The organism is Curtobacterium sp. SORGH_AS_0776 (assembly GCF_031453355.1).
Lineage (GTDB): Bacteria > Actinomycetota > Actinomycetes > Actinomycetales > Microbacteriaceae > Curtobacterium.
Genome location: NZ_JAVIYU010000001.1, coordinates 1,409,216 through 1,434,668, shown reverse-complemented (window position 1 = coordinate 1,434,668; position 25,453 = coordinate 1,409,216). Strand labels below are relative to the sequence as shown.

General features: G+C 69.9%; 30 protein-coding genes and 1 pseudogene. 16 read left to right on the top strand and 15 right to left on the bottom strand.

Going from position 1 to position 25,453, the window contains the following annotated elements; all coding sequences use genetic code 11:
• Positions 1 to 245: 245 nt before the first annotated feature.
• On the top strand, positions 246 to 950 hold the full coding sequence (locus QE359_RS07255; protein WP_309778578.1) for an SDR family oxidoreductase: 705 nt from the start codon (positions 246 to 248) through the stop codon (positions 948 to 950).
• Between the two features lie 97 nt (positions 951 to 1,047).
• Here the strand turns inward: QE359_RS07255 and QE359_RS07250 are convergent, their stop codons facing one another.
• On the bottom strand, positions 1,048 to 1,884 hold the full coding sequence (locus tag QE359_RS07250) for an MBL fold metallo-hydrolase (protein ID WP_259570715.1): 837 nt from the start codon (positions 1,882 to 1,884) through the stop codon (positions 1,048 to 1,050).
• A complete protein-coding gene (locus tag QE359_RS07245; RefSeq protein ID WP_259570717.1) occupies positions 1,881 to 3,143 on the bottom strand; it encodes an MFS transporter in 1,263 nt (420 codons plus the stop codon). Before QE359_RS07245 ends, QE359_RS07250 begins: the two co-directional genes overlap by 4 nt.
• A gap of 64 nt (positions 3,144 to 3,207) precedes the next feature.
• Here QE359_RS07245 and QE359_RS07240 point away from each other — a divergent pair, with 64 nt between their 5' ends.
• Genes QE359_RS07240 through QE359_RS07225 form a run of 4 tightly spaced genes read left to right on the top strand, consistent with a single transcriptional unit; the run spans position 3,208 to position 5,926 of the window.
• On the top strand, positions 3,208 to 4,227 hold the full coding sequence (locus QE359_RS07240) for a LacI family DNA-binding transcriptional regulator (RefSeq protein WP_309778573.1): 1,020 nt from the start codon (positions 3,208 to 3,210) through the stop codon (positions 4,225 to 4,227).
• A gap of 47 nt (positions 4,228 to 4,274) precedes the next feature.
• Entirely contained in the window at positions 4,275 to 4,709 is a 435-nt protein-coding gene (locus QE359_RS07235; protein WP_309778571.1) for a hypothetical protein, read from the top strand.
• A gap of 36 nt (positions 4,710 to 4,745) precedes the next feature.
• Complete coding sequence (locus QE359_RS07230; protein WP_309778569.1) at positions 4,746 to 5,675, top strand: 2-dehydropantoate 2-reductase; 930 nt, start codon at positions 4,746 to 4,748, stop codon at positions 5,673 to 5,675.
• Positions 5,672 to 5,926 (top strand): glutaredoxin family protein, encoded by a 255-nt coding sequence (locus QE359_RS07225; RefSeq protein ID WP_144711684.1) that lies wholly within the window; start codon positions 5,672 to 5,674, stop codon positions 5,924 to 5,926. Before QE359_RS07230 ends, QE359_RS07225 begins: the two co-directional genes overlap by 4 nt.
• Before the next feature lie 55 nt (positions 5,927 to 5,981).
• On the opposite strand, the gene QE359_RS07220 is transcribed toward QE359_RS07225, so the two are convergent.
• From QE359_RS07220 to QE359_RS07210, 3 genes are read right to left on the bottom strand one after another with little or no spacing between them, the layout of a single operon-like run.
• Positions 5,982 to 6,281: an antibiotic biosynthesis monooxygenase gene (locus tag QE359_RS07220; RefSeq protein WP_309778567.1), complete on the bottom strand. Its 300-nt coding sequence runs from the start codon at positions 6,279 to 6,281 to the stop codon at positions 5,982 to 5,984.
• A 42-nt stretch (positions 6,282 to 6,323) separates the two neighbouring features.
• Positions 6,324 to 7,301, bottom strand: a complete 978-nt coding sequence (locus tag QE359_RS07215; RefSeq protein WP_309778566.1) for a helix-turn-helix domain-containing protein — start codon at positions 7,299 to 7,301, stop codon at positions 6,324 to 6,326.
• A 34-nt stretch (positions 7,302 to 7,335) separates the two neighbouring features.
• Positions 7,336 to 8,358, bottom strand: a complete 1,023-nt coding sequence (locus tag QE359_RS07210) for a TDT family transporter (protein ID WP_309778565.1) — start codon at positions 8,356 to 8,358, stop codon at positions 7,336 to 7,338.
• A gap of 87 nt (positions 8,359 to 8,445) precedes the next feature.
• Here QE359_RS07210 and QE359_RS07205 point away from each other — a divergent pair, with 87 nt between their 5' ends.
• A complete protein-coding gene (locus QE359_RS07205) occupies positions 8,446 to 9,165 on the top strand; it encodes a hypothetical protein (RefSeq protein WP_309778563.1) in 720 nt (239 codons plus the stop codon).
• 23 nt (positions 9,166 to 9,188) lie between these two features.
• Here QE359_RS07205 and QE359_RS07200 read toward each other — a convergent pair whose 3' ends face one another.
• Complete coding sequence (locus tag QE359_RS07200; RefSeq protein ID WP_309778562.1) at positions 9,189 to 9,797, bottom strand: TetR/AcrR family transcriptional regulator; 609 nt, start codon at positions 9,795 to 9,797, stop codon at positions 9,189 to 9,191.
• 77 nt (positions 9,798 to 9,874) lie between these two features.
• Between QE359_RS07200 and QE359_RS07195 the strand changes: the two genes are divergently transcribed.
• Together QE359_RS07195 and QE359_RS07190 are read left to right on the top strand one after the other, a co-directional pair.
• The gene (locus QE359_RS07195; RefSeq protein WP_309778560.1) at positions 9,875 to 10,735 is read left to right on the top strand and encodes an SDR family NAD(P)-dependent oxidoreductase; all 861 of its coding nucleotides are present in this window, start codon (positions 9,875 to 9,877) and stop codon (positions 10,733 to 10,735) included.
• A 75-nt stretch (positions 10,736 to 10,810) separates the two neighbouring features.
• Positions 10,811 to 11,644: an alpha/beta hydrolase gene (locus QE359_RS07190; protein WP_309778557.1), complete on the top strand. Its 834-nt coding sequence runs from the start codon at positions 10,811 to 10,813 to the stop codon at positions 11,642 to 11,644.
• A 59-nt stretch (positions 11,645 to 11,703) separates the two neighbouring features.
• On the opposite strand, the gene QE359_RS07185 is transcribed toward QE359_RS07190, so the two are convergent.
• Both QE359_RS07185 and QE359_RS07180 read right to left on the bottom strand, forming a co-directional pair.
• A complete protein-coding gene (locus QE359_RS07185) occupies positions 11,704 to 12,537 on the bottom strand; it encodes a GNAT family N-acetyltransferase (protein WP_309778556.1) in 834 nt (277 codons plus the stop codon).
• A 17-nt stretch (positions 12,538 to 12,554) separates the two neighbouring features.
• Positions 12,555 to 13,535 (bottom strand): GlxA family transcriptional regulator, encoded by a 981-nt coding sequence (locus QE359_RS07180; protein ID WP_309778554.1) that lies wholly within the window; start codon positions 13,533 to 13,535, stop codon positions 12,555 to 12,557.
• A gap of 91 nt (positions 13,536 to 13,626) precedes the next feature.
• On the opposite strand from QE359_RS07180, the gene QE359_RS07175 reads away from it, so the two are divergent.
• Entirely contained in the window at positions 13,627 to 14,265 is a 639-nt protein-coding gene (locus tag QE359_RS07175; RefSeq protein WP_144711692.1) for an HD domain-containing protein, read from the top strand.
• Between the two features lie 99 nt (positions 14,266 to 14,364).
• On the opposite strand, the gene QE359_RS07170 is transcribed toward QE359_RS07175, so the two are convergent.
• Positions 14,365 to 15,321 (bottom strand): alpha/beta hydrolase fold domain-containing protein, encoded by a 957-nt coding sequence (locus QE359_RS07170; RefSeq protein WP_309778550.1) that lies wholly within the window; start codon positions 15,319 to 15,321, stop codon positions 14,365 to 14,367.
• A 157-nt stretch (positions 15,322 to 15,478) separates the two neighbouring features.
• Between QE359_RS07170 and QE359_RS07165 the strand changes: the two genes are divergently transcribed.
• On the top strand, positions 15,479 to 16,321 hold the full coding sequence (locus QE359_RS07165) for an alpha/beta hydrolase (RefSeq protein ID WP_309778549.1): 843 nt from the start codon (positions 15,479 to 15,481) through the stop codon (positions 16,319 to 16,321).
• A gap of 59 nt (positions 16,322 to 16,380) precedes the next feature.
• On the opposite strand, the gene QE359_RS07160 is transcribed toward QE359_RS07165, so the two are convergent.
• Both QE359_RS07160 and QE359_RS07155 read right to left on the bottom strand, forming a co-directional pair.
• The gene (locus QE359_RS07160) at positions 16,381 to 17,589 is read right to left on the bottom strand and encodes an MFS transporter (RefSeq protein WP_309778548.1); all 1,209 of its coding nucleotides are present in this window, start codon (positions 17,587 to 17,589) and stop codon (positions 16,381 to 16,383) included.
• A 132-nt stretch (positions 17,590 to 17,721) separates the two neighbouring features.
• Complete coding sequence (locus QE359_RS07155) at positions 17,722 to 18,273, bottom strand: TetR/AcrR family transcriptional regulator (RefSeq protein ID WP_309778546.1); 552 nt, start codon at positions 18,271 to 18,273, stop codon at positions 17,722 to 17,724.
• A gap of 74 nt (positions 18,274 to 18,347) precedes the next feature.
• Between QE359_RS07155 and QE359_RS19065 the strand changes: the two are divergent.
• Both QE359_RS19065 and QE359_RS07150 read left to right on the top strand, forming a co-directional pair.
• Positions 18,348 to 18,545, top strand: a pseudogene (locus tag QE359_RS19065) (helix-turn-helix domain-containing protein); the annotation flags it as partial.
• A 121-nt stretch (positions 18,546 to 18,666) separates the two neighbouring features.
• Positions 18,667 to 18,969, top strand: a complete 303-nt coding sequence (locus QE359_RS07150) for a hypothetical protein (protein WP_309778544.1) — start codon at positions 18,667 to 18,669, stop codon at positions 18,967 to 18,969.
• Between the two features lie 54 nt (positions 18,970 to 19,023).
• Here QE359_RS07150 and QE359_RS07145 read toward each other — a convergent pair whose 3' ends face one another.
• The 4 genes from QE359_RS07145 to QE359_RS07130 form a co-directional block, all read right to left on the bottom strand.
• Positions 19,024 to 19,872, bottom strand: coding sequence for an alpha/beta hydrolase (locus tag QE359_RS07145; RefSeq protein ID WP_309778542.1), 849 nt, complete (start codon positions 19,870 to 19,872; stop codon positions 19,024 to 19,026).
• Positions 19,873 to 19,903: 31 nt separating this feature from the next.
• Positions 19,904 to 20,350 carry a hypothetical protein gene (locus tag QE359_RS07140; RefSeq protein WP_309778539.1) on the bottom strand — a complete coding sequence of 149 codons (447 nt, stop codon included), beginning with the start codon at positions 20,348 to 20,350 and terminating at the stop codon, positions 19,904 to 19,906.
• Between the two features lie 76 nt (positions 20,351 to 20,426).
• Positions 20,427 to 21,224, bottom strand: a complete 798-nt coding sequence (locus QE359_RS07135; RefSeq protein ID WP_309778538.1) for an alpha/beta hydrolase — start codon at positions 21,222 to 21,224, stop codon at positions 20,427 to 20,429.
• Positions 21,225 to 21,232: 8 nt separating this feature from the next.
• Positions 21,233 to 22,096: an alpha/beta hydrolase gene (locus tag QE359_RS07130; protein WP_309778536.1), complete on the bottom strand. Its 864-nt coding sequence runs from the start codon at positions 22,094 to 22,096 to the stop codon at positions 21,233 to 21,235.
• 125 nt (positions 22,097 to 22,221) lie between these two features.
• Here QE359_RS07130 and QE359_RS07125 point away from each other — a divergent pair, with 125 nt between their 5' ends.
• The 4 genes from QE359_RS07125 (at position 22,222) to QE359_RS07110 (ending at position 25,412) form a co-directional block, all read left to right on the top strand.
• Complete coding sequence (locus QE359_RS07125; RefSeq protein WP_309778534.1) at positions 22,222 to 22,800, top strand: TetR/AcrR family transcriptional regulator; 579 nt, start codon at positions 22,222 to 22,224, stop codon at positions 22,798 to 22,800.
• 40 nt (positions 22,801 to 22,840) lie between these two features.
• Entirely contained in the window at positions 22,841 to 23,302 is a 462-nt protein-coding gene (locus QE359_RS07120) for a helix-turn-helix domain-containing protein (RefSeq protein WP_309778532.1), read from the top strand.
• Positions 23,303 to 23,379: 77 nt separating this feature from the next.
• Positions 23,380 to 24,549 carry a thiolase family protein gene (locus tag QE359_RS07115; RefSeq protein ID WP_309778528.1) on the top strand — a complete coding sequence of 390 codons (1,170 nt, stop codon included), beginning with the start codon at positions 23,380 to 23,382 and terminating at the stop codon, positions 24,547 to 24,549.
• An 11-nt stretch (positions 24,550 to 24,560) separates the two neighbouring features.
• A complete protein-coding gene (locus QE359_RS07110) occupies positions 24,561 to 25,412 on the top strand; it encodes an MBL fold metallo-hydrolase (RefSeq protein ID WP_309778526.1) in 852 nt (283 codons plus the stop codon).
• Positions 25,413 to 25,453: the final 41 nt, after the last annotated feature.

Here is a 25,453-nt window from a genome sequence, read left to right as displayed (position 1 = left end):
GCGTGGACGGCTCGGCCGTCCTGAGCTGGCCCCCGTCGCGCATGGACAGAGGTGTTCGGGCTCAGGCTAGTTCGGCGACGAGATGTTCGACCAACTCGAGTGACGCGCGCGCCTTCGGGCGGCCTCTCGGGGCCGTGTAGCCGACGACGCTCGACGCCCGTTCCACTTGACGGGCCCGGCGCTGATGCGACGTAGACTTCGTTCTGACTTGCGTTTGGCAAGTAAGACTAGAGAGTGGAAGACCGATGGATATCAACGGCGCGGCTGTTCTTGTTACAGGAGCAAGTGGGGGCCTCGGGAGGGAGTTCGTCCGACAAGCACTCGATCGAGGGGCGCGGCGCGTGTACGCGACGACCCGTCGCCCGCTCGAATGGGAGGACGACCGCGTCGCGCCGTTGGTCGTCGACGTCGGTGACGAGGGCGCGATCGCAGCTGCCGCCGAAGCCGCGTCTGACACCACCGTGGTCGTCAACAACGCGGGGACCTTCACGGGCGGGTCGTTGCTCACGCAGCCCGCCGACGAGATCCAGGAGATGTTCTCGACGAATGTGTTCGGCGCACTGAACGTCGCGCGCGCCTTCGCTCCCGTCCTCGAGCGGAACGGTGGCGGAGCATTGTTGAACGTCCACTCGATCCTGAGCTGGACGGTCTTCCCGGGCGGAGGAGCCTACGCAGCCACGAAGGCGGCGTTCTGGGCGTTGACCAACGCCCTGCGACTCGAACTCGCTCCCCGAGGCACGCTCGTCACCGGGCTCCACCTCGGGTACACGGACACCCCGATGATCGAGTCGTTCGATGTGGATAAGAACGACCCCGCCAATGTCGTCCGCGTCGCACTCGATGGCCTCCGCGACGGCCGGTACGAGGTCATCGCGGATGAGATGACGGACCGCGTGCGGCACCTCCTGTCCGCGCCGCTCGAGGAGCAGTTCCCGGTCTTGGTCCGTTGACGCGGGGCAGAACCCCTCCGATTTGACGGTTCGGTCCGCTCGGAGGGGTTCTGCTGGGCGTCGTGCTCCCGCCCGCGCACTCGCTTCAACCTCGGGATCAGATGCGATCCGGGCGGTACACGAGGTTCGCCCGAGGGTCCTCGATCCCTTCGAGCACCTTCCGCGCCAGCAGGGCTGAGAACTCTCGGAACGAGAAGGGCGCCCGGTCGTCGGTTCCGGCGACCACCTCGGCGGTCAGGTCGATGAGGTCCTGCAGGACGGTCACCGGCGCGTCGCCGGTGGCATGAGAGATGAACACCCGGTCGTAGAGTCCGCTCAGGTCGTCACGGACCCGTCGCAGCGTCTCGGCGTACTCCGTGACCGTTGCAGAGTCGTCTGCGAAGAGGAAGGTGCGTTGGTTCGCCGCGTCTCCCGTGATCAGGGTCCGCTCCTCGCCGAGGAGGACCGCATGGGAGCCAGGGGTGTGGCCCGGCATTGGGATCGTGCGAACCGTCATGCCACCGAGTTCGAACGTCGTGCCGCTACCGAGGTCGTGGAAGCGCTCCGGCGATGCGGCCGGCGCGAGGACCCGCCCTTCCCGACGCGCCTCGTCGTGCACGTCCGCGATCCAGCTGCGGTGGACTGCGTGGACGGCGAGGTCGGCGTGCGCCATGTGGACGTCGTCGAACCAACCCGCGCCGAAGGCATGATCGAGGTGGCCGTGGGTGATCACCACCGTGACCGGCTTGTCGGTGAGGTCCCGGACGAAGGCCGCGAGGTCGCCGACACCGAAACCGGTGTCCACAAGCAGGGCACGGTCCTGTCCTTCGACGAGGTACATCTGCGCGTCGAGCCGGTCGTAGATGCGTGTGACGCGAGCCGTCAGTCGTACGGACGAGAAGTCCGGGGACGGGGACGAGGACGAGGACCCATCGGGCGCCGGTGCCGCCGTCACTTGACGCTCCTGACCCCGAACATGAACGCAGCTCCGACGGCCGCCGCGGCAGCACCCAGGACGAGTACCCAGGTGTAGGAACCGGTGAGCCCGAAGACACCGGCAGCGACGAGTGGAGCAGTCGCCGCGGGGACCGACGTCGCGAGCGCCAGGAGCGCGAGATCGCGGCCCTCGTCTGCGCGGCTCGGCAGGACCAGGGACATGATCGCGATGTCTACCGCGAAGTACACGCCGGTTGCAGCACCGCCGAGGACGGCGTACACGAGCAGACCTGCCCAGTCTCGGGCGATGATCGGCGACACGAACGCAGCGGCCATGGCCACCGCACTCAGGGCCACGACGACCTTCCGTCGGTCGAGACGGTCTGCGAGCCAGCCGAAGGCCACGATGGCCACGACCTGGCTGATGGTGTTGATCGACGCGACGGCCGCGACGGCGTCGTTCACACCGCTGAACGGCGTGTTCTCGGGTCCGACGTAGTCACTGACGATGTAGAACACGTAGTCGATCACCGCGAAGAAGCCGAGGAAGAAGAACAGCCGAGACAGGAAGACCAGCGTGAAGTCCCGGTGACGGAAGCCGGTGAAGAAGCCGGCGATGCGCGCGGGGACACTCCGGCGTGGTTCGGACGTCCTGAGCTCGGGTGCGCGCACCGGCGCTTCGGGCGCGACGACGACGAACACCACGGTCGCCAGGACGAGGAAGATGCCGAGGACGGCGTACCCCCAGAACTGCCCGGTGCGCGTCACGACGTTGACGGACGCGAGGATCCCGAGCGGGAGACCGAGGCCCACGACGGACGAGGCGGTGCCGCGCAGTCGCACCGGAACGCGATCGGGGATCACCGCGTAGATCGTGCTCTGGTAGATGTTCGCGAAGAACCAGACGAAGCCAATGCTGACCGCGAGGAGCGGAACGGTCGTCGCTCGCGCCATCAGGACGCATGCCACCGCGGTGAGGACGGCGCTGACGAGCAACCACGGCGTCCGTCGTCCGAGACGTCCTCTGGTGCGGTCGGAGAGTGCGCCGCCGAGCGGGAGGGCGACCGTCCCCGCCACGGACGAGACGAGCGCGGTGAGCGCGACGACGGCGACCTTGTTGGTGGGGTCGATCGATGCGACCTGCGCGGGGAGCAGGGCCTGCTGGATGCCCTGGTAGACCCCGTAGAGGCCGATGACGCCGGGGAAGAGCGTCGACAAGACGCGGGTGGTCCCAATGGTCCGTGGGGTGGGCGGGCTCGCCTGCAGTTGGTGGGTCACGGTTCCTCCTCGAAACGCTGACACGTGTCAGTGCTGACACGTGTCAGCACAGTAGACTCGCTGCATGACCACGTCAAGGCGGACCCCTGACCGCCGTGCCACGAGTGCTGACGTCGCGCGGGCCGCCGGGGTTTCGCGCGCCACGGTGAGCTACGTGCTGAACGCCACGCCCAACCAGTCCATCCCCGACGCGACGCGCGATCGGGTACGCGCTGCCGCGGATCGACTCGGGTACATCCCCTCGGCCCACGGCCGAGCACTGCGCCAAGGTCTCGGAGAGACGGTCCTCGTGCTCGAGCCGGACTGGATGCCGTCGTCGACGTCAGCCCGCTTGTGGTCGTCGTTGAGCACGTCGCTCGCGGAAGTCGGTCTCGTCTGCGTCTTCTCCCACACCGCGGGCGTGGCGACCTCACTCCGGCAGGTCCTGACCACGTTCGTCCCACGACTGGTGCTCTCGTTCGTTCCGCTCTCCGAGGACGACGCGGAACTGCTCGCCACGCAGTCCGTGCCACTGCTGCGCCTCGACGTCGGGAACGGTGGCCGGGGCGGCGACCACCTCGAACTGGACGAGCACATCGGCCGAGCGCAGGTGGAGCACCTCGTCACTGCTGGCCGGAGGAAGCTCGCTTTCCTCGACCTGGTGGACGAGCGAGCTCGCGCGCAGTCCACCGCTCGGGCTGCCGGCGCCGGTGCCGCGGCCGGCGCCGCGGCCAGGCAGGGAGTCACCCTCGAGCGACTCGACTTCGACTTCACGTCCGAGATCGTGGGAACGGCCGTGCACCGGATCCTCGACGGAGGCTTCGACGGCGTGTGCTGCTTCAACGACGACGTCGCCCTCGTCGCACTGTCGAGACTCCAGGACGCAGGGAGCCGCGTCCCGGACGACGTGGCGGTGGTCGGGGCGGACGACCTTTCCGTCGGGGCCTTCACGTCACCCCCGCTCACCACCGTTTCGCTCGACAACGAGCGCATCGGTCGCTACTTCGCGCTCAGCGTTGCAGCCGCGGCCGGGTTGGACAGCGCCTCCGAACCGGACCGCGATGCGGCTGCCAGGGTGCACGTCATCCACCGTGGCTCCAGCTGAGTAGACCGACCCCGCCATCACCGCCTACCGACGAACACGAGGATCCGATGGACTCCATCCCGTCTGCTCAGACCACCGCCGAATTGACGGTGTGGTTCTTCGACGACTACCTCCCAGCGTGGACAGCAGCTGCGCTCCGGGACGACCCTGCGTTCATCGGCGCGTACTGGGCGTCACCGCTCTGGGTCGGTGACGACCGCGGACCGGCGACGCTGATGCGCGACGACGACGCCGTCCGCCACTGGGTTGCGAGCACCTTCGCGCGCCTGCGCAGCGAGGACTACGCCCGCACCGCGGTCCTCAGCCAGCGGGTCGTCGCGCACACCGCACACGGCGGCACGGTGGACGTCCTCTGGGCCAGGGTCCGACGCGACGAGAGCGAGATCGAGCGTCTGGCCGTGCACTTCACAGTGGCGCGAACGCAGGAGGGCCTGCGCGCGGTGGCGATCCAAGCGCATGCCACGGACGCTGGTGCCATCTAACTTGTTATGAGCAAGCAAGGGGAGCATCATGGCGTCATGCGTGTGCTCTTCGTCGGCGCCGGCTCCGTCGGCGGCCTGTTCGGATCCCTCCTCCTCGATGCCGGGGTGGACGTCTCCTTCCTCGTGCGTCACCACCGACGTGCACAGCTGCTGCAGTCCGGCCTCGCCATCGCGTCGTCCGTCGCGGACGGATCCGTGCGACGGCTCGCGGTCCGAACAATCGTGCGCGACGACGTCCCGGCATCGGACCTCGTAGTCTTCGCGGTCCGGGCGCCGGACCTCGACGCCGCCATCGAGGAGGCGCGGCCCGCCGTCGGCGCGTCGACGATCGTGCTCCCACTCCTCAACGGCATGCGACACCTCGCGCCGCTGACCGAGCACTTCGGCGACCGGGTGCTCGGTGGGGTCGCGGTCGCCGGAGTGATGTCCGATCCAGACCACGTCGTCCGTCGGCTGAGCGAGGACGCGAGCATCACCTTCGGTGAACTGACCGGCGGAGCGTCCGAACGGTGCGCTGACCTCGCGGCACGCTTCAGGCCCGCCGCGTTCCGGACCGTCGTCTCCTCGACGATCACACAGGACATGTGGGAGAAGTGGATCTTCATGGCGGCGGGCGGGGCCGCCACGGTCCTGCTCGGCGGTCCGATCGGCACGGTGATCGCCGTGCCGGGAGGCCTCGAAACGGTCGAAGCCGTCCTCGCGGAAGCCTGTGCGGTGGCGGCCGCTGCAGGGCATCCTCCCCGGCTCGCCGCGGTCGAGAGCATCCGCCACACCCTGACGCGGCCGGGCTCCCCGTTCACGACGTCCATGTACCGGGACTTCGCCATCGGTCGGCGGACCGAGGTCGAACCGGTCCTCGGAGGGCTACTCGACGAGGCGCGGGCCCTCGGTGTCGATGTGCCGCTGCTCGCGAGCGCCGCGGTGCGACTCCGGGTCCACGAGGCGTCCCTGGAGCTGGTCCGATGACCGAGGTCACGCTCGTCACGACGGTCGACTGCCACCTGTGCGACGACGCTCGCGGCGTGGTCGCCGAGGTCCTCGCCGCGTTCCCCGCGGTGGTCCTGACGGAGCGGTCGCTCCTCGACGACCGGGCGTTGCGCGAGGAGTTCGCGGAGGACGTCCCCGTCGTGATCGTGGACGGACGGGTCCACAGCACGTGGTTCGTGGATGCCGATCGACTGCGCCGGCGGCTCGACCGCGCGACCGCGCATCCGTGACCGACGGGCACCGCTCCGCGGGTCCCCGCTGGCGGGACCCGCGGGCAGCGTCACGTCACTGCGGGAGCTTGGCCGCGACGAGGTCGACCGGCGTGATCGTCGGGGGCACGGCGAAGAGGTCCCCGTTCGCGTCGATCGCCTGCCGCACCTCACCCTGGAGGTGGAACGCACGCCCCTCCTCGGTCTCGAACGCGTCGAAGATCCCGAACGTCCGGTCGTCCTTCCGGAATGCGAACCACGTGATCGTCTCCGGCTCCCGCCCGACCATGGCACGTGCCGATATGAGGAATGCCGCCACCTCGTCCTCGCGTCCTGCTGCTGCCGTGAACTCCACGACGAATCCGTTCTGCACCATCTGTCGTTCCTCCTGTCTGGCCGATCCGGCCTCGCTTCGACGCTAGATCGACGACGGGCCGGGCACCCCACGCATCCGGCCACCAGCACCGCGGTCTCCGCCAAGTCCTCCTGAGGTCGTCCCGTCCCGGTGGGCGAACGTCGTCCGGTATGCGGAGGCCGTGACGCCGACGTGGGCCCGGAAGTTCCGTCTGAGGGTCTCCGCCGTCCCGAATCCCGTTGCGGCTGCGATCTGCGACAGGGGCAGCCGCGTTGTCTCGAGCAGCACCTTCGACTGCTCGATCCGCTCGTGCGTGACCCATGCCGCGACGCTGGTGCCCACCTCGCGTCGGAACCAGCGGACGAGCGTGCGCTGGCTGACGTGCTCGACACGAGCAAGCCGCTCCAGGGACAGTGGTTCGTCGAGGTGCTCGCGCATCCACTCGAGGAGGCGCGGGGTTGCCGTCGGAGCTCGGAGGGCGTCCTTCGCGAACTGTGCCTGCCCTCCAGCTCGGTTCGGGGCGGCCACGAGGTACCTGGCGACATCGTTCGCGTAGGCCCGTCCGAGGTCGCGAGCGGTCAGGTGGAGCGCGAGGTCGACCGCGGCGAGGCCTCCGCCGGATGTGAAGAACGCACCGTCGGCCACGAAGAGGCGTCCCGCTCGCATCCGCACCGCTGGGAAACGCGCGGAGAACTCCTCGGCGTGCACCCAATGCGTCGTCGCGGTCCGCCCGTCGAGCAGGCCCGCCTGCGCGAGGACGACGGCACCTGCGCACAGTCCGACCACCCGTGCCCCCGAGGCTGCCGCGTTCCGGAGCGCCTTCAACAGCGCCGGCGGCCGAGGCCGGAACGGCTCCGATGATCCGGGGACCACGACCGTGCCCGCACCTCCGACGGTCCGCAGTGTCCCCTCGTCGGTGGCATCGACGATCCGGAGCCGGTAGCCCGGACCAGGGGGCGTGAGCCCGGGCACGGGCCCTGCCGTCGCGAACACCTGCGACACCACCGCTGTCTCCAACGGGTCACTGTCCGGTTCCGTCACCAGCGCGACGGTGTGGGGTGCACCGTCGATGGAGTCACCCACGCCGCACGACCGCTCCGCGCCCGCCCGTCGGGTGCTGCCGGCCCCGGTGCGCCCCTCGTCGCCTGGGACGTCGCGCCACCGAACCTGCGGCGACCAGCACGACGAACGCCGAGGCGACTCCCAGGACCGACCATGCGGCCGCCTCCCATCCGGGTACCTGCACGGTGGCCGCCCAGCGGATGGCGAAGTTCGTGGTCGACGCGACCGGGAAGGTGAACGTCCACCAGGAGACGCCGAACGGCAGCGACCGGTAGGTCCCGACGACGAGCACGGCCTGGACGGCGAGCATGAACACGAGCATGCCGATGAGGATCGACTGCACTTCGCGGATGGGTCCCGGATGCGCGACGATCCACGCGAGGTTCGAGGTGGCTGCGGCGGCGAGGAACGCGGTCATCGCCGGCTTCAGGGTGTCGGGCAACGCCGACCCGGTCATCAAGCGGATGAGGACGACCGTCCCGATCATCAGCCAGAAGAACAGGCCGGCGCCGAACGCACCGAGAGCGGCCTGGTGGAGTCCGACGCTCGACAGGGAGATGCTCGCGACGTTCGCCCCCGCGACGACCGGGACGAAGTACCCCGGGTGGACCGCGGCGAGCTCGACACCCCCTGCGATCCAGTGCGCCACCAGTTGCGCTGCGACGGAGCCGAGCAGGACGACGAACGCGAAGCAGACCCAGTCCAGGTGGGCTCCGGGGATGACGGTGCGGTAGTGCGAGGCCAGCAGCAGGCCGACCAAGGGGATGTACGCCGCGAAGGGCCCGGAACCCGGGTGCTCGAGGTCTGCGCGGAACGCCCCGGATCGCCGCAGGCCGGGCACGACGTACAGGACGGCGAGCAGGGCCCACAGGACGCCTGCCACCGCGAAGAGTGCCTCCGACGGCCATCGCACAGCGTGCAGGTCTGCCGTCGCGGTCGTCCAGCACCCAGCGAGCCCTGCGAGGCCGAGCGGGACGCCGAATGAGCCGAGTGTGACCAGCTGCCGGGAGAGGGGGCGTGTCGATCCGTCGTCCATCGTGCTCCTCACGTGCTCCACCTGACTTGTAGAATACAAGCTAGCGAGGTCGGACTGCCCCTCGCGCGACACCACCTGGAGGTCCCCATGCCCATCTCGCTCGCCATCGCCGTGACCGCAGCCGCTGGCGGGTCCCGCTGGTCAGAGGTCGAACGCATCGACATCACTCGGACGCTCGGCGGTGCGGTGTGGGGGTTGAAGCGCGCAACGGGCACCGTCGAGCACGGGCTGACCCACGTCGACGTCCGGCGTCAGCGGACGCGCATCGACTCCTTCGGTCCCACGGGCGGCTTCGCGGAGTACACGCCCGACCGAGTGACGATCACCGACGGGGCGACCGGGGAGTCCGAGGTGCTCGACCACCCGAGGGAGTCGTTCGCCGGGCACGGTGTCGACACCCCCTGGACACCAGCACAGGTCGCCTACTTCGTCGGGTACACGATGTGGACGTACACCACCGAGGCCTGGTCGCTGCAGCTCCCGGGAGTCGACACCGAAGAGGACGGCACGTGGACCGAAGCGGGCACGAGCCTCCGTCGCCTGCGGGTCACCTACCCGTCGAGCATCACGACCCACAGTCGCGTGCAGACGCTCTACGTCGACGGGGACGACATCGTGCGACGGCGGGACTACGAAGCCGACGTGATGGGCGGGGTCCCGAGCGCGCAGCTCGTCGCCGGCCACACCGAGGTGGACGGGATCGTCATCGCAACAGCGCGCGACGTGTTCCCCCGGGACCCCGCGGGTGGGATCGTCGCTGACCAGCACCTGGTGTCCATCCGGCTCGCCGACGTCGCGGTGGTGTGACGCGCGAGGAGGGCCGGACAACCTCAGGCCGCGGGCGGCCCGGCACCCTCCGACCCGGCCTCGCCGAGCTCACTGAGGAGATGTGACCGTGCCGCCCCGAGGACGTCGGTACTGAAGTCGGTGGTCGAGGTGGCGCGCGCGAGGAACAGCGCGCCGACCATCGTCGACATCCGGACCAAGGAAGCCGGTGTGACGGCGTCACCCTCGTCGGACAGCCACGCTGCGAAGTCCCGCACCCCCTGGGCGAACGCCGTCCGCACCGCTCGGTCGTCCGACCGCGCGACGTCCGAGCCGAAGCCGGTCGTCACGCATCCCCCGGCCCAGTCGTCCCGGTTGTGCTCCGACAAGTACCCCCGGACCAGCTCGGCGAGCGCGGCACTGTGGTCCACCGACTTCTCCTCGAGGCCTGCGAGGCCCGTGTTCATCTGCTCGTACGCGTTCGCGGTGGCCTCGGCGACGAGCGCGTCCTTCGACGGGAAGTGCCGGTAGAACCCGCCGTTGGTGAGCCCGACCTCGCGCATCACGTCGCCGATGCTCACGGACGCGGCGCCCCGCTCCCGGAACACGTGCGATGCGGCTTCGACGATCTGCTGACGGTGCCGGTCCGCCTGGTCCCGTGAGACGCGCCCCATGTTGCCCCCTCCGTAGATGCTGATAGTAATCTATCGTCTGATCGAAAGATGTCGACCGACATCTAAGAGAGGACACCATGAGCGATGACTTCCCCGACCAACACGGGCGGCGCTACCTCGTCACCGGGGCGACCGGCGGCATCGGCGCCGCTGCTGGACGTGCGCTGAGCACGGCCGGCGCTGAAGTGGTGCTGGCGGTGCGCGACCTCGACCGCGGTGCGGCGGTCGCCGCGACCTTCCCGGGCCCGACCGAAGTGCTCGTGCTCGACGTCTCCCGCCTCGACTCCGTCCGCGCGTTCGCTCGGGACTGGTCGGGTCGGCTCGACGGACTGCTCAACAACGCCGGCGTGATGGCCACGCCGTTCGCACGGACGCCCGACGGCTTCGAGTCCCAGCTCGCGACGAACGTCCTCGGCCACTTCGCGTTGACCCGCCTGCTCCTGCCGTCCGTCACCGACCGCATCGTGAACGTCTCGTCCGTGCTCGCGTCCTTCGCCAGGATCGACCTCGACGACCTCAACTGGCAGCGACGCCGGTACCGCCCGTGGCGGGCGTACGGACAGTCGAAGCTCGCTGACCTCCTGATCACCGACGAGCTGCAGCGCCGCCTCGACCTCGTGGGCAGCCGCGTCCGCGCGGTGACGGCCCACCCCGGAGTCGCGCGGACCGGGCTCTACGGGAACGGGAACGCGACAGGTGCGATGGGCGTCGTCCTCCGGGGTGCCGCTCGCTGGCGCGGCGTGTCTCCCGAGATCGGTGCCCGATCGGTCCTCCAGGCCCTCACCGCGGACGTCGCCGGTGGCTCGTACCTCGCACCACCGAGCCGTCCGTCTGTCGTCCGCGAGCAGCGCCGTGCCCGCCACGAGGACGACCACGCCACTGCGCTCGCCCTGTGGGAGCGCGCATCGGCACTCACCGGCTTCTCCGCCGCACTCTGACCCCCTTCGCGCGAACCACTCCCGACCTGCCGCACCGCGGCGGTCCGTTCGAGCACGAACAGAAAGAGGAACACCATGTCCACGACACCCTCGACGACGACCGTCCAGACGGCGTCCGCAACGTACGCCTACCGACGGACCGGTCCGGTCGGCGGGGTCCCACTCGTCCTCCTGATGCGCTTCCGCGGAACCATCGACGACTGGGACCCAGCCCTCATCGAGCCCCTCAGCCGGAACCGCGACGTCATCCTGGTCGACAACGTCGGTTCCGGGCGCTCCACCGGTGAACCGCGCGACTCGATGGAGGGCGCGGCAGCGGGCATCATCGACTTCGTCGAAGCCCTCGAGCTCACGCAGGTCGACCTGCTCGGATGGTCTCTCGGCGGCGTCGTCGCCCAGTACGTCGTCGACGCCCGCCCGGACCTGGTCCGACGCGTCGTCGTGGCGGCGAGCACGCCGGGGCTGGTACCCGACACCCCGGCGCCCGACGCCCGTGTCACTGAGATCCAGATGAAGCCAGACGCCACTGCTGGGGACATGGCGTACCTCTTCTACCCGGACACCGACGACGGCAGAGCAGCCGCCGCCGCGTCCGACGCGCGGATCGCAGCGGCCCGTCCGACGGACGCCGTCGTGGTGTCCGACCGTGCGGCCGGGGCTCAGCTGGTCGCGGCGTCCGTCGCGTACCAAGTGCCGGTGCCCGACCTGGTCGCCCGACTCGCGAGGACCACGCAACCGGTCCTGTTCGCGAACGGAATGCAGGACGTGGGCATCCCGGCTTCGGCCTCGGTGTTCGGTGCGACGCACGCGCCTCACGGGACCGCTCTGCTCTACGGCGACGCCGGCCACGCGTTCCTGTTCCAGCACGCGGAGCACTTCGCTGCGACCGTGGACCTCTTCCTGCGCTGACGCCGAGCTGGAGTGGTCTGGTGCGTCCGGCTCGGGTCCTCCTCGGTCGGACGCACCACTCAGACCGTCAGCGTCCAGCCCGTCCGGAGGCCCAGGTCCCGGAGGCCCGCCCGGCGCAGGTTCCGCAACGACTGCCCCGGCCGATTTACGGAGCCGAGGGCAGCCTCTGCGAACACCCATCTACAGCCGGCGCGCCTCGCCGCCTCGATGCGAGCGCGGATGAGGACACCCTGGACACCGCGGCGTCGGGCGCGGGGCAGCGTCGCGCCTCCGAACAGCTCGGCAGCGGGTCCCCGGACCGAGACCGCGCCGACACCGACGAGGTCCGCGCCGTCCCATGCCCCGAGCGCCACCCAGCCGTCGGCGTCCACGGAGCCGGCTCCCATGGCGGCGAGGTGCGGGTCAGCCGGATCCCCGAAGGCCTCGAACATCGTCGCGGACCACGACAGCGCCTCCTCGGGCCGGACCGCACGCACCGTCATCGGCCCGGTGGGCGCGGCGGACACGGCGAGCTCCTCGAGTTCCGCGCCCACCTTCACGAGCGCCGGCCCCGCCGACAGTCCCAGTCGCTCGCACGTCTCCCGCCAGCCGTCCGGCTCGAACGCCGGAGCGATCTGCAGCGACGCTCGACGCACTCCGCTCCGCGTGAACCGCTCCCGTGCCAGCGCGACGAGGTCGTGAGCGTTCCCCGTCCACCGCGTGACGCCGACGACGCGACTCCACTGGTCGGTCGGGTCGTGGGGCATCGAGACGAGCACGCCGTCGGCGAAGGCTTCCGCAGTCAGTCCGAGTGCTGCTCGGGCCTGCGCAGGCGTCCGACCGACGAGGTCGGCGAGGGCATCGGCTTCGGCGTGTTCCGCGATGCGGAGGAGCTCTGTGGCTGTAGTCGGCATCCACCTAGCTTACTTTCTCAACGAGAGTCAGGGGGGCGGATCCCGGTGGTCCCGAACCGGTGGCGGTGCGCGCTCGGCGTCGTGCCGGAGACACGCCGGAACGCTCGGCGGAACGCGGCCGGGTCGGTGAAGCCCGCTCCGTGAGCGGCCTCCGCCACGGTCGAACCCTGCTCGAGCAGCTGCCGACCGAGGTCCACCCGCGCACGCTCGACGAAGCGGACCGGAGTGGTGCCGAGCTCCTCGACGAAGAGCCGCGCGAGGTGTCGGGCGCTGACACCCACGGCTCGGGCCGAGTCCCGGGTGCTGAACGGCGACGCTGGATCCGCCAGGACCACGTCCACGACGGACCGCACCGGCGAGGAGCGCGGAGCAGGCCCACGCAACCCCGCCGAGAACTGCGCCTGACCGCCAGGACGCTGCATGTGCACCACGAGCGCTCGAGCGACGTCGCGGGCCAGGTCACCTCCGTGGTCGCGTTCGACGAGCGCCAGAGCGAGGTCGATCCCCGCTGTCACACCGGCGGAGGTGACGACGTCCCCGTCCTGGACCCAGATCGAGTCCGGTGTGACCTCGGTGTCCGGCGCGACCCGAGCCAGCAGCCCCGCGTGTCGCCAGTGCGTGGTCGCGCGCCGGCCCGCGAGCAGTCCGGCCTGGGCCAGGACGAACGCGCCCGTGCACACCGATGCGACGGTACGGGCGGAGCGGGCGACCGCACGCACACCCTCGACGAGTCCGTCGGGTGCCGATCGATCGACGAGGTCGTCGCCGCCGGCGACCAGCAGGACGTCCGGCGCGTCGAGGTCCGCCAGGGAGGCGTCCACGGGGACGGTCAGTCCCACCGACGTGCGGACGGGCCGTCCATCGGGGGAGACGAACCGGAGGACGTAATCGGCTCCGGACCGGTTGGCCTCGGCGAACACCTCGGCCGGCCCGGTCACGTCCAGGAACTTGACCCCGTCGAACAAGACGATCGCGACGGTCGTCCCCTGCATGTCCATCGGTGCCTCATCTCCGTCCTGATGTCGCTCGTCGCCGGTCGCGCCGTCCACCCACCCTGGAGTACACGATCCACGAGAGAGGACGCGATCCATGATCGACACCATCGCCGGCATCACCGTGCCGGACACTGCCCTCGTCCGCGCGGCGACCGAACACGTCCGTGCCGCTGAGGACGACCTGCTGTTCCACCACTCACGCCGGGTGTTCTTCTTCGGCGCCCTGCAAGGTCAGCGGCGCGGGCTCCGCCCCGACCTGGAGTTGCTCTACGTCGGCGCGATGTTCCACGACCTCGGCCTGACCGATCGACACCGCGACTCCGGGCAGCGGTTCGAGGTCGACGGTGCGGACGACGCCCGCACCTTCCTCCTCGAGCACGGCGTGGACACCCAGGCGGCCCGAGACGTGTGGCTCGGCATCGCGCTGCACACCACACCCGGTGTGCCGGAGTTCCTCGAGCCGGAGATCGCGCTGGTGACCGCGGGTGTCGAGACGGACGTCCTCGGTGTCGGCCGGGACGACCTCCCGGAGGACACCCTTGGAGCGGTCATCGCGGCGCACCCGCGGCCGGACTTCAAGCGACGCATCCTCGAGCGCTTCGCGGAGGGCAACCGGCACCGGCCGGAGACGGTGTTCGGGAACGTCAACGCAGACGTGCTGGCGCACTTCCTGCCCGGCTTCCGTCGGACCGACTTCGTCGAGGTCATCCGCGGCAACACCTGGCCGGAATGACCGGAGCGGCGGGTCGTGACCCGCGGCCTTGACGGACGGGAGGCGCGGTGCGGGCTGGCACCGCGCCTCCCGTCCGTCTGCACGCACGCCGGCGCGCAGTCAGCGCGCGAGCAGACGCCGGACCCACTCGCCACGGGTGCGGCGTGCTGCCTTCGAGAGCTCGGCGTCGGGTGCCAGCAGTTCGAAGAGGTGGTACCCGCCAGGCCACACGTGCAGCTCGGCCTCGCCGCCAGCGGCCCAGATCCGGCTCGCGAAGGCGACGTCCTCGTCTCGGAACACCTCGGCCGAGCCGACCTCGACGTACGTCGGCGGGAGACCACTCAGGTCCTGCTCACGGCTCGCGGACTCGTACGACGTGATGTCCTCGGTGCCCCGGCGGTCGCCCAGGTAGAAGTTCCAGCCGGTTTCGTTGCTGGTTCGGTCCCAGATGCCGATGCCGTCGATCTGCTGCGCCGAGATGCTGTCGTTGTGCTCGTCGAGCATGCCGTACATGACGACCTGGCCGGCGAGGGCGGGCACTCCGCGGTCTCGGGCCATCAGGGTGACCCCCGCGGCGAGGCCCCCTCCGGCACTGCCACCGATCGTGATGAGCTTCGACGGGTCGAAGCCGAGCTCCTCGGCGTGCTCCGCCGTCCAGACCAGCGCAGCGTACGAGTCCTCGAGCGCGGCCGGTGCCGGGTTCTCCGGCGCGAGGCGGTACTCGACGGTGACGACGACGGCGTCGAACTCGACGACGTAGTCGACGACCGGGGCGACCCCGACGAACCGGTCGCCGAAGATCATCCCGCCGACGTGCGTGAAGAAGAACGCGGCACCGGGCTCGGTGTGGTCCGTGCGGCGGAAGACCGAGACGACGAGGTCGCCGGCGGGCCCGGGGACGAGGTGCTCCTCGTGGACGATCGGACGCCCCTCGAGGAGCTGCTCCAGGGATGGGGTGAAGCCCGGGCCGCGCAGGACCTCGAGGTGCTCGGGCAGGAGCGTCGGGGAGATCCCGGCCTGGGCGAGGACGGGCTCGAGTTCAGCGTCGAACGGCGGGGGCGTGGTGTTGCGGGTCATCGTTCCTCCAGTGCGAGTGCAGTGCCGATCGGTCGACCGGCACGGGGGAACGTAACACTGACTGACCGTCGGTCACAACTGACTTTTGCAAAACAAGTGAGATGATGGGCGCACCCGGTCCGCACCCTGCGCACCGACAACGAGAACGGATCCCGCCATGACCAACCGCACCGAGACCGCGCCGACGCACACCGTCGACACATCCTCCGGACCCGTCGCCTACCGCCGGTTCGGCCCGACCGGGGGCACCCCGGTCGTGTTCTTCCAGCGCTTCCGCGGAACGATGGACCACTGGGACCCGGCCTTCGTCGACGTGATCGCCGCCGAGCACGACGTGATCCTCTTCGACAACATCGGCGTCGGCCGGAGCGGGGGCGTCTCGCCCGACACCTTCGGTGGGATGGCCAGCACGGCGGTCGACTTCCTCCGCGCGCTCGGGATCGAGCAGATCGACGCGGTCGGCTGGTCGATCGGCGGCTTCGTCGCGCAGCTCGTGGCACTCGACGAGCCGGGCTTCGTCCGCCGCCTCCTCGTCCTCGGCTCCGGCCCCGGCGGCCAGAACGGCGCTCCCGGTCCCGAGCCGAAGTCCATCGAGGTCATGGTCAAGCCGGAAAACGACGACGAGGACTTCCTCTACCTGTTCTTCGGTCAGCACGAGGACGGGCGACGCCGCGGCAGCGAGTCGCTCCGTCGACTCGAGTCCCGTCTGACGCCGGATGCCCCGCAGGTCGGCCCCGAGACCATCCAGGCGCAGCTGCACGCCATCGGCGCCTGGGGAGAGGACGAGGGATCGGCGTGGGAGCGTCTCGAGGAGCTCGACATCCCCGTACTCGTCGCGAACGGAGCGCACGACGTGATGGTGCACGCCGAGCACTCGTTCAAGATGGCGCAGCGGCTGTCTGATGCCACGACGGTGATCTACAGCGATGCCGGCCACGGCTTCCTCTTCCAGCACCCGGAGGAGTTCGGCGCCACCGCACTGCGGTTCCTCGCCGCGTGATGGACGGAGGGCGGGGCGCGCACCGTGGTGCGCGCCCCGCCCTCGACCGACAGGAGCAGTCAGCGCGTCTCGACCGAGACGCGGTACCGACGGGCCGTGGCAGCCATGAGCACGAGCCCGATCACGAGGGCGACGAGGGCCGACGCCGCACCGAGCTGCACACTGCTGCTGGTCCCGACCGCGTCCACCGCGAGGCCCGCGAGGAATGAACCAGCAGCCACACCGACCTGCACGACGGCAGTGAAGGAGGCGTTCACGGCCTCTGCCGAGAACCGCTTGCCGTCGAACGTGAAGAGCCAGTGCTGGAGCGCGACCGGTGCGTTGCCCCACGACAGGCCCCACAGCACGAGCGCGACGACGACCGCCACGACCGCAGAGGCACCGAGCGCGAGCAGCAGGAGCCCCACCCCTCCCGCGACGAGCGTGGCGACCACGGTTCCTCGGATGCTCCGTCCGAGGAGTGCACCTCCACCGAAGTTCCCGACGATGGTGAGGACCCCGTAGACGAACAGGAGCAGCGATGCCGTGGCGGCAGACAGACCGGCGACCGAGACGAGGTAGGGGACGACGAACGTGAACGCGCTGAACTGGCCGAACACGACGAACAGGACGATCGCGAGCAGCGCAACCGCTGGGGCAGACGTGAGGATCGTCCGGAAGTCCGCCCCCGTCACACGGTCTGCCGCGGGGATGCGCGGTACGAGGACGAGTTGCATGACGACGGCGAACACGGCGACGGCCGCAGCACCGGCGAAGGTCCAGCGCCAGTCGACGTGGGCCACAGCGAGGGTCGCGGACGGCACCGTGATCACCGATCCCACGGCGATGGCGCCGAACACCATCGAGCTGGCGGTGTGCACGATCCGCTCAGGGACGAGCCGTGCCGCTGCGGACACGGCGGTCGCCCAGACGCCACCGACGCTGACGCCGAGCAGCAGACGTCCCAGCAGCATCACGCCGAAGGTCGGCGCGACCGCGCTGAGGAGGCAGGACACTGCGATGAGCGCAGTGAGCACCTGGACTGCGACACGACGGTCGAGACGCCGCATGAGGACGGTGGCGACCGGCGCGGCCACCGCGCCGACGACCGCCGGCAGCGTGACCAGCAAGCCGGCCTCCCCTTCGGACACGCGGAGCCCGTGGGCGATAGCGGAGAGGGCGCCGACCGGGACGAACTCGGCGACGACGACCGAGAAGGACCCGAGGGCGATGGCGAAGACGGCTGCCAGGGGCCGACGGCCCCGCGGGGCGAGGTGATTCTGAGACATGCTTCTCCTGTTGAGACTGTTCGGTGCGGAATGAAGGGTCGGATCGAGACGGGGCCGGGAACGACCCCGTGGGCCCGGTCGGGTGTGTGGATGATGGCGGAAGCGGAGTCGACGGACGAACCCGCAGCCGGCTCAGGACACCAGTGCGGCGATCTGCCGGATGATCGCTTGCTGTCCGTTCTCGGAGAGACCCGCGGCGGATCGCGCTCGCAGCCCGATCCAGGCGGTGTGCACGAGCGGCGCGAGTGCTGCCGCCTGCCCGCCGCCCGCCTGACGCAGCACCGCCGCGATGCGGTCGGTGCTGCGCTCGAAGTGCCCGTCGACGATCGCGCGGACATCCGGGTCGCCACCGAGGTCCGTCCCCGCGTTGACGGCGAAACACCCCGGCGGGGTCGCGTCCGCCAGTCGGAGGCCGGAGCACAACAGCGCTTCGATCCGGTCTGCCACTGGCCCGTCTGCGTCGAGCACGGTCTGGTGCACGAGTTCCGCACGCCGGACGTACTCGTCGAGCGCGCGGAGGTACAGCGCGCGCTTGTTGCCGAACGTGTCGTACATGCTCCGCTTCCCGACGCGCATCACGGCCATGAGCTCCTGGGTCGAGGTGCCCTCGTACCCGGCAGCCCAGAACCGCCCCATCGCGCGATCGAGGGCGATCTCCGGGTCGAACTCCTTGCTCCGTGCCACGGACCGAGCGTAGCGCAGATCGAGACCGATCGGTGCGGAAAGCAAGTGCATAAGATGACGGACCAGGAGGACGCATGACAACGGCAACCCGATCGACGCGACCACCACGCCGGGTCAAGCCCGCCGAGGAGCGCCGTCGCGACCTGCTCGACGCAGCAGTCCTCGTGTTCACGGAGCGCGGCGTCGCCGACACCACCGTCGAGGAACTCGCTCGGACCGCGGGCATGTCGAAGGGGTCGTTCTACCTGCACTTCGCCACGAAGGAAGACCTGGCTGCGGCCGCGTGGGCGCGTCACATGGAGTCGTTCCTCGACGTGGGAGCGCAGATCCTGTCCGACGAAACCAGGACCGTCGCGGGACGGCTCGTGACCGTGCTCGAGGAGTTGACCCGGTTTGCACTCGATCACGGTGACGTCCACCGGGCCCCTCTACGGGACGTCCGGTGCCGACGCGGTGAAGAACGACGTGAACGAACGGCTCATCTCGATGATCGCCGCCGCCGCCACAGCAGGAGTGCGCGCGGGAGTGATCACCGCGGACGGTCCGGAACTCCTGGCCCGAGCGCTTTACCACGGGTACTGCGGAGCAGCGACGGACGCCGTCGCCGGAGCGGCCGACATCGATGCCGACGAACTCGTGCGCAGCGCCGGCGTGATGACCAGGGCGGTCTTCCCCGGAGTCGACGAAGTCCGCTGACGGCGTCGACCCGGCCCGGCCCGTTCGGGTCGGGTCGGGTCGGGCGACACCGGGTCAGCGGCGGTCAGCGATCAGACCGGCGACGACCTCGGGCTGGTCCCACTGCGGCCAGTGCGATGCGCCGGGTACCTCGTGCACCACGGCACCGGTGAATCGGTCCGCCATCTGCCGCGCCAACGCTGGACTGAGGTACCGGTCCTCCGCACCGAAGGCCAACGTCACCGGCTTGCTCAGCTCACGGAGCTCGCCAGCGGCCGCACGACGGGTCTGCTCACCGAGGTCCCGCGGCAGCGCACGGGTCCACGCCCGGACGGCGCGCAGCGCGTCCGGCTGCGAGGCATCCCCGAAGAACTGAGGGATGACGGCCCGCGAACGGACACTGTCCGGCGCGTCCGGGTCGTACCCGAAGCGCCTCGCGGTGTGGCCCAACAACCAGGCGCGCTGCGCCGGATCGGCGATGACGGCATCGGAGAGCGGTGCCAGACGAGGGTCGCCGAACATCTGGATCATCTCCGGCAGACGGAGCGCCGACTCACGGCCGTAGTAGCTGTTCAGGAGGAAGAGGCTCGACACCCGTTCGGACGCCAGTGCCGTCTCGACGGCCACCGGCCCGCCGCTGTCGTGGCCGACGATGACGGCGTCGCTGACGTCGAGCGCCTCCAGGACGGCCACGACCTCGTCAACACGCTGCCCTGGACGGACGAGCGAGCTCTGCGTGCGCTCGGATGCGCCGTAGCCGACGAAGTCGATGGTCACCACCCGGTGTCGGTACAGGAGCGGGACGATGCGGTCGTGGATCCGGCTGTCGTCCGGGAAGCCGTGGAGCAGCACGATGGGGGCACCGTGCCCGTCGTGGTCGTGGGCGGCGACGCGGCCGTACCGGGTCGGGATCCGACGGAGCACGTTCCGTCTGGTCGCGCGTGTGGCCGACACGTCAGACCTGCCCGACGGGGTTGGGGAGGGCGCTCTCGTACGCCCGCAACCAGTCGGTGTGACCACCGATGCCCCAGTCCTCCGCCTCGAGCTCGACGATCGTTACCCAGACGCGGCGGAGCTCCTCGGGCAGGGGCACGCGCTCCTCGGCCTCGATGAGGATCTGCGCGAAGTCGCGCATGATGCCGGACTTGTCCAGACGCGACAGCCGGCCGGCGGGGATGCGCACTTCCACGAAGTACGAGGGGCGCGCGTGCTCCGGCGAGCCACCGACGTAGTCGGCACCGGACTCCACCTCGTACACCCACCCCTTCATCACCCTGCGCGCGACCGGAGTGTCCGGGACGTGTTCCCAGTGCATGAGCGCGTCGGTGAGACGCGCCATCGCCGCAGCCTGCTGCTGCTGGTCGAGTGCGCCCTTGCGCATCGTGAGGTTGATCCAGGGCATGGTTTCTCCTTGTCGGTCGTGGTCCGGCGCGCCGCATGGGGGAAGGCGCGCCGGACCACGGTGTTCCCGAGCACCGTCAGCGGGCGACGCTCGGCTCGTTCTGACGGACCCACTCGAGCGCCGTCTTCGCCACCGTCTCCCAGCCGCTGTCGAAGACCAGGGAGTGGCCTCGCCCGTCCATGCGTCGGTACGAGGTGTGCAGGCCCGGTTCGTACAGCAGGGCTGCCTGGCGGGCCACGATCTCCGGGATGGTGTGGTCACGGCTGCCGCCCATCACGAGCAGGGGGCCGCGTCGCAGGTCGTCGAGGTCGACCTCGGTCGGTGAGGACGCGTCCTTCTTCGCCGCGGTGAGCTCGAACACGGGTCGACCGGGACCGGGGATCGCGTACTGCCGGTGCAGACGGTCGGACTCGGTCCGGCTGATCGCGTTCCCGAATCCGTACCGGAACTGTCGCGGCGTCAGCGACACCGAGCGGTCGGCGTTCGCCTTCTTGCTGACGACGGGGAGTGCCGAACGGATCTGCGCGAACGGGAGGGCGCGGACGCCCTTGATGGGGGCCGGATCGATCGCCACCGCTGCGCGCGCCACCCCGGCCGCGAGGAGCTTCTGCGCGACGAGACCGCCGAAGGAGTGGCCGATCACGATCGGCTTCTCCGGCAGGCGTGCTGCGATGCCCGCGTAGTGATCGGTGATCGCACGCACGCCGATGCCGGCGAGACGCTCCGGGTGTGCGCGGGTCTCCTCGACCGTGGCGCCGTCGCCGGGCCACCCGGGCGCCTGCGCGTCGTAGCCGGCCTCCTCGAAGAGGTCCTGCCACGGACGCCAAGCCGACGAGTGGATCCACAGACCGTGGATGAAGAGCACCGGGGTCATGGCCGCGCCTACTTCGTCTTGGCCGCGGTCTCGATCACGCGAGTGATCGCCGACGGCTGCTCGAGCATGGACAGGTGGTCGGCCTTGACCTTCGTCACGTCGCCGTGCGCCCGCTTCGCCATGGCCTCCTGACCTGCGGCCGGGATGACCTTGTCCGAGGAGCCGATCACGAACCAGCTCGGAATCGTCTTCCACGCCGGGTCACCCGAAGGCTCCTGGAGCGCGCCACCCGCCACCGGCGACTGTGACGCTGCGAGTACGGCGGCCTTGCTGCCGCTCAGGTGTGCCGCGAACGCCGACTTGAACAGGCTCTTCTTGATGTAGAGGTCCGGGTCGCCCGCCGGCAGGTTCGGGTCCTGCACGGCGTCGAAGACGGTCTTCGGGTCTGCCGCCAGCGCCGAGCCGGGGACCGAGCCGGAGAGCTGCACGACGGTCTCGCCCTTGTCGGGCGCGAATGCGTCGACGTAGACCAGGTCGGTCACGCGGGAGATGCCCTTCGCGGCGTTGGTGATCACGGCGCCGCCGTAGGAGTGCCCGACGAGGACGACCGGCCCGGTCGTCGCCTGCTCGACGAACGCCTTGAGGGACGCGGCGTCGGTCGAGAGGCCGCGCAACGGGTTCGGAGCACTGACGACGGTGTACCCGTCCGACTGCAGACGCTTGGTGACGGGCGCGAAGCTGGAAGCGTCGGCCCACGCGCCGTGCACGAGCACGATTGTCGGCTTCGCGCTCTTGGTCGTGGAGGTCGCGGACGCGGACGCGGACGTGGACGGGGTGCCAGCGGCGTGCGCTGCGGTCGGCACTGCGATGAGCGCAGCCGCGGCGGCACCGATGGCGAGGCGGGTGGTGAGGCGACGGGACGAGGTGGTCATGAGGACTCCGATCAGCGAAAGAAAGAACGATCGTTCTTGCTGGTGACGAGCATTACACGGCGTCTGGCTTGCGTCAAGCAATCGAGCAAAAAGAACGAACGTTCTTTCTGTGTTACGATCCGCCGATGACCGCCACCGCCACGATCCCGACGACCTCACCTCGCGAGCACTTGCTCGCGGTCGCGGGCGAGCTCTTCTACCGAGAAGGCATCACGGGTGTCGGCATCGAGCGGATCGTCGCCGAGGCGCACACCACCCGCGCGACCCTCTACCGGCACTTCGCCGGCAAGGAGGCACTGGTGGTCGCCTACCTGGAGCGTGAGGACGCGATGCTCAAGGCCGCCTTCGACGCCGCGGAGTCCGTGGCGACGGACCCGGAACACCTCCTCGAACTCGCGATCGAGGGGATCGCCGAGGACGCGAACCGGCACCACACGCGCGGCTGCCCCTTCATCAACGCCACCGCCGAGTACGCCGACGCCCAGAGCCCGGTACGGGGCGTCGTGTCGTCCCATCGGCGCTGGTTCCGGGGGCAGCTGGAGCGGTACCTCGATGCCGCAGGCCGTGGCGACGCCGGGGACCGAGCCGATGAACTCGTCATGCTCCGCGACGCGGTCCTCGTCGGGAGCTACCTCGACGACCGATCCGCCGCCCATCGCACCTTCATCCGGGCCGCACGAGCCGCGGCATCGATCGGCGGATGACGCACAGCCGCGGAGCTGACTTGCGCAGTACGATGCAGGGATGTCGCGCGCACGGACTCCCGAACTCGGACCCGTTCAGCCGTTCTGTTCGATCGAGCGGACCCTGACCATCCTCAGTGACCGGTGGGCGTTCCTCGTCCTCCGAGAGTCCCTGCTGTACCAGGTCGAGCGGTTCGCCGACTTCCAGGAGCGACTGGGGATCGCCACCAACGTATTGACCGATCGCCTTAAGCAGCTCGTCGACGGCGGAGTGCTCGAGCGAGTGGACTACCAGGAGCCCGGTCGCCGAGCGCGTTCTGCGTACCGCCCGACCGCCGAGGGGCGACAGCTCCTCGTCGTACTGGGTGCGCTCCAGCAGTGGGGCGACGACAACGTGCCGCGAGCTGACGGCCCGACGATGGTGCGACACGAGCAGAGCAGCGACGCGCCTGTCCGTGTGGGATTCGTCCATCACGACGACGACAGCCTCCCGCCCGAGGCCGTGGAGTTCATCCGGGTCTAGGTCACACCACTGACTTGTGATAAACAAGTCAATGGTGATGGTCGCGTGATCGTCGCCACCCGTGAGGGAGGGCAGTCGTGGCAGAAGCGTTCATCATCGACGCGATCAGGACCCCGTTCGGCAAGGGCAAGCGCGACGGGCAGTACGCGGGCACGCATCCCGTCGATCTCCATGCCCACGCGATCCGAGAAGTCGTTCGACGGGCGGGCGTGCCCGGTGCAGCCGTGAGTGACGTGCTCGCCGGCGCCGTTGGACAGGTCGGCGAGCAGAGTGCGAACACCGCTCGGTGGGCGGCGCTGGCCGCGGGCCTGCCGGTGAGCGTGCCTGCCGTCACCATCGATCGGCAGTGCGGCAGCAGCCAGCAGGCGCTGCACTTCGCGGCGCAGGGCATCCAGGCAGGAGCTTACGAGGTCGTCGTCGCATCGGGTGCCGAGTCCATGAGCCGGATCCCGATCGGCAGCCAGATGGCCGGCAGGGACCCGTTCGGTGAGGCCGTGCAGCGGCGCTTCGCCCCCGGACTCGTTCCCCAGGGCATCAGCGCCGAGCTCATCTCGGCGCGCTGGGCCATCTCGCGGGAGGAATCAGACGCCTTCGCGCTCGAGAGCCATCGTCGAGCGACCCGGGCGCAGCGAACAGGGCTGTTCGAGCGCGAGACGGTCCCCCTGTCCGCGGGCGACGTCGACCAGTCGATCCGCCCGAACACGACGCCGGAGGCACTGGCAGCGCTGCGTCCGGCCTTCGAAGACCCTCGCTGGTCCGAACGGTTCCCCGAGATCTCCTGGAGCGTCACAGCCGGGAACGCGAGTCCGGTCAACGACGGTGCCGCCGCGGTGCTGGTCGCCGGATCGGAAGCGGTGGAGCGGTTCGGACTGCGGCCCCGGGCCCGCGTCGTCGCGACCGCGGTCGTCGGCGACGATCCCATCATGATGCTCACGGGCATCGTCCCGGCCACGGAGCAAGCTCTGCGCCGCGCCGGGTTGTCGCTCGACGACATCGATGCGTTCGAGGTGAACGAAGCGTTCGCGTCCGTCGTACTCGCGTGGCTCAAGGCGACCGGCGCTGACCCTGCCAAGGTCAACGTGCACGGCGGCGCCCTCGCGATCGGCCATCCGCTCGGTGCCAGCGGCGCACGTCTCACCGCAACACTGCTCGGCGTGCTCGACGCAACCGGGGGCCGCTACGGCCTCCAAGTCATCTGCGAAGCAGGCGGGCTGGCGAACGCGATGGTCATCGAACGGCTCGGCTGACGGGGGACCTGATGAGCATCGAGTACTCAGTCCACGTCTCGCACGGGCGCGAACGCGCTGGCGATGACCGGATGCCGGACGGCTCGCCGCTGATGTGGAGCCCACTCTCGACCGTCCTGATCGAAGGGGACCGCGACGCGTTCCTCGTCGATCCGCCGTTCCTCGTCGATCAGATCGACGAGGTGATCGACTGGGTGGCGCGGAGCGGGAAACGTCTCGTGGGGATCTACGCCACGCACGGTCACGGCGATCACTGGTTCGGCACGGCACGGATCCAGGAGCGCTTCCCCGACGCACGAGCGTGGGCGACCCCCGGGACCATCGGACTCATGCGCCTCCAGGCGACCACCGCACGAGAAGCACTCTGGGACCGGATCTTCCCGGGCCTGCTCCCCGCGACGCCGGTCGTGGCCCAGCCAGTCCCCGAGGAGGGGCTTTGGCTCGAGGGCGCCGAGCTCGTCCCCGTCGAGGTCGGGCACTCCGACACCGACGCGACGACCGTGCTCTGGGTTCCCTCCATCGGACTGGTGGTGGCCGGAGACGTCGTCTACAACGGCGTCCACCAGTTCCTCGCCGAGGGTGCGCACGGCGGCTATCGACGCTGGCAGGAGGCGCTCGACCAGGTCGCCGAGTTGCACCCGACGTCCGTGGTCGCCGGGCACAAGGACGCGCGACGAGCCGATCGGCCCGAAGCCATCGGGGAGACACGGCGGTACCTGTCGGACGTCATGGAGGTGTCTGCCTCCGGCGTCGACCGGATCGGGTTCTTCGACGAGATGCTCAGACGCTGGCCCGAGCGGTTGAACCCAAGTCCGGTCTGGTACGGCGCCCCAGCGGCGCTGGCCGCAGCAGAGGAGTCCTGACATCGCCGACCTGGGTGCCGCGGATCGTGACCGGACGACGT